Below are 1446 nucleotides of genomic sequence, written 5' to 3' on the forward strand. Positions count from 1 at the left end.
CCCCATCTTTTTTTACCTCACGTTGGGCAAATCCGCCACTGGTGGGGCTTTTGACGGGGTTGTCACCCCGTCAGAGCATTTAGTTGAGACAGTAGCCCCAGAAATTAGCAGTTTTTTTTTAACTCAGCAGGAGGAACGGCTTCGGGGAGAAAAAGAACCATAAAAAGTTGCGTAGGAGAAATAACTCTATCGAGTAAACAAGCAAAAAAGCTGGGAGTAAATAAGGGAAGTCGTTTGAGCCCTCACTTGGAAAAATGTTGTTTATTATTAGTGGGAAATGAATCATTTGCCAATGCGGAGAGAGACTTAAAAATGTTAACAGGAATTTATGTACCCCACAGTACACAACATCGGCTATTAGAGCGTTACAAATTGCCTGAGCCTGAAACTACCGAGAAAGTAGAAGCATTGAGTATAGACGGAGGAAACGTCAGACTGAGAACTCCTTTAGGAGAAGAAAGTATCTGGAGAAATTATAAGGCAGTTAAGGTACATGGTCAAGTAGGGGCAGCTTTTTTCCAAAATAATCCAGATTTAGTGGCATGGGTAAATAGCCAACATCAAAGTGAATCGATAACCTGCTTGGGAGATGGTCATGATGGGGTGTGGAATCTGTTTAAGCAAATTGGGACTATTGAGCAAAGAAGAGAGGTACTGGATTGGTATCATTTGATAGAAAATCTACATAGAGTAGGAGGTTCGCTCAAACGACTGAGGAGAGCGCAGAAACAACTGTGGCAAGGGTCAACAGTAGAAGCTATAGCCGAGTTTGTAGGAGTTATGAGTAAAGAAAGTGAAAAGTTCCAGAAATATCTGCGAAAACATCAGTCAAGAATCCCAGATTACCAGAATTATCAACAGCAGGGTATTGACATTGGTTCAGGAGCTGTAGAGTCTTTAATTAAACAGATTGGAGCAAGAATTAAGATTGTAGGTGCACAGTGGAACGAAAAAAATGTGCCTCAAATTTTAAGACTCAGGTGTGCATATTTAAATAACCACATTAAACTCAGTATTTCTGCTTAGTTAAAAAGCGGGATGCTCCCCCCGACTATAACTTAATTGAATTAGTATGGCATTCGGCAAAAGAATATATTGGCAATCGACTTTTTACATCTATTGAAGAGCTAGAGTATTTATTGCACCGCCGCACCGCCGCACCGCCGGGAGCATCTCAGTTGTGGAATAAGTAGAATTACTTAGGCAAAAGCCAGATTAAGATAAGAGCAGCGATGCTTGAGAACTTGAGAAATATTGTTGCGGTTCCATTGAGCGCCGGATATTTTAATTCTACGCCCAATCTGCTTAATGGTCGATTCGACCGCACCGCTGCCAATTGTAATTCCTTGAGATTGAAAGGAATGATAGTAAAGTTTTTAACTTTCTGAGCATCCCAATCTGCAAAAGTAGCGATAGCTTCCTTAGTTCTGCCATACCATAGGCTAG

At 41.2% G+C, this 1446-nt stretch carries 2 pseudogenes; one reads left to right on the forward strand and one right to left on the reverse strand.

The annotated features are described in order from the left end of the window. Positions 1 to 153: 153 nt before the first annotated feature. Positions 154 to 1026, forward strand: a pseudogene (locus QUA24_RS27205) (ISKra4 family transposase); the annotation flags it as partial. A 173-nt stretch (positions 1027 to 1199) separates the two neighbouring features. On the opposite strand, the pseudogene QUA24_RS27210 reads toward QUA24_RS27205, so the two are convergent. Then, positions 1200 to 1343: pseudogene (locus QUA24_RS27210) on the reverse strand (ISKra4 family transposase); the annotation flags it as partial. Between the last annotated feature and the right edge of the window lie 103 nt (positions 1344 to 1446).

It is taken from the genome of Microcoleus sp. Pol12B5, from assembly GCF_036701335.1.
In the GTDB taxonomy this organism is placed as follows: Bacteria; Cyanobacteriota; Cyanobacteriia; order Cyanobacteriales; family Microcoleaceae; genus Microcoleus.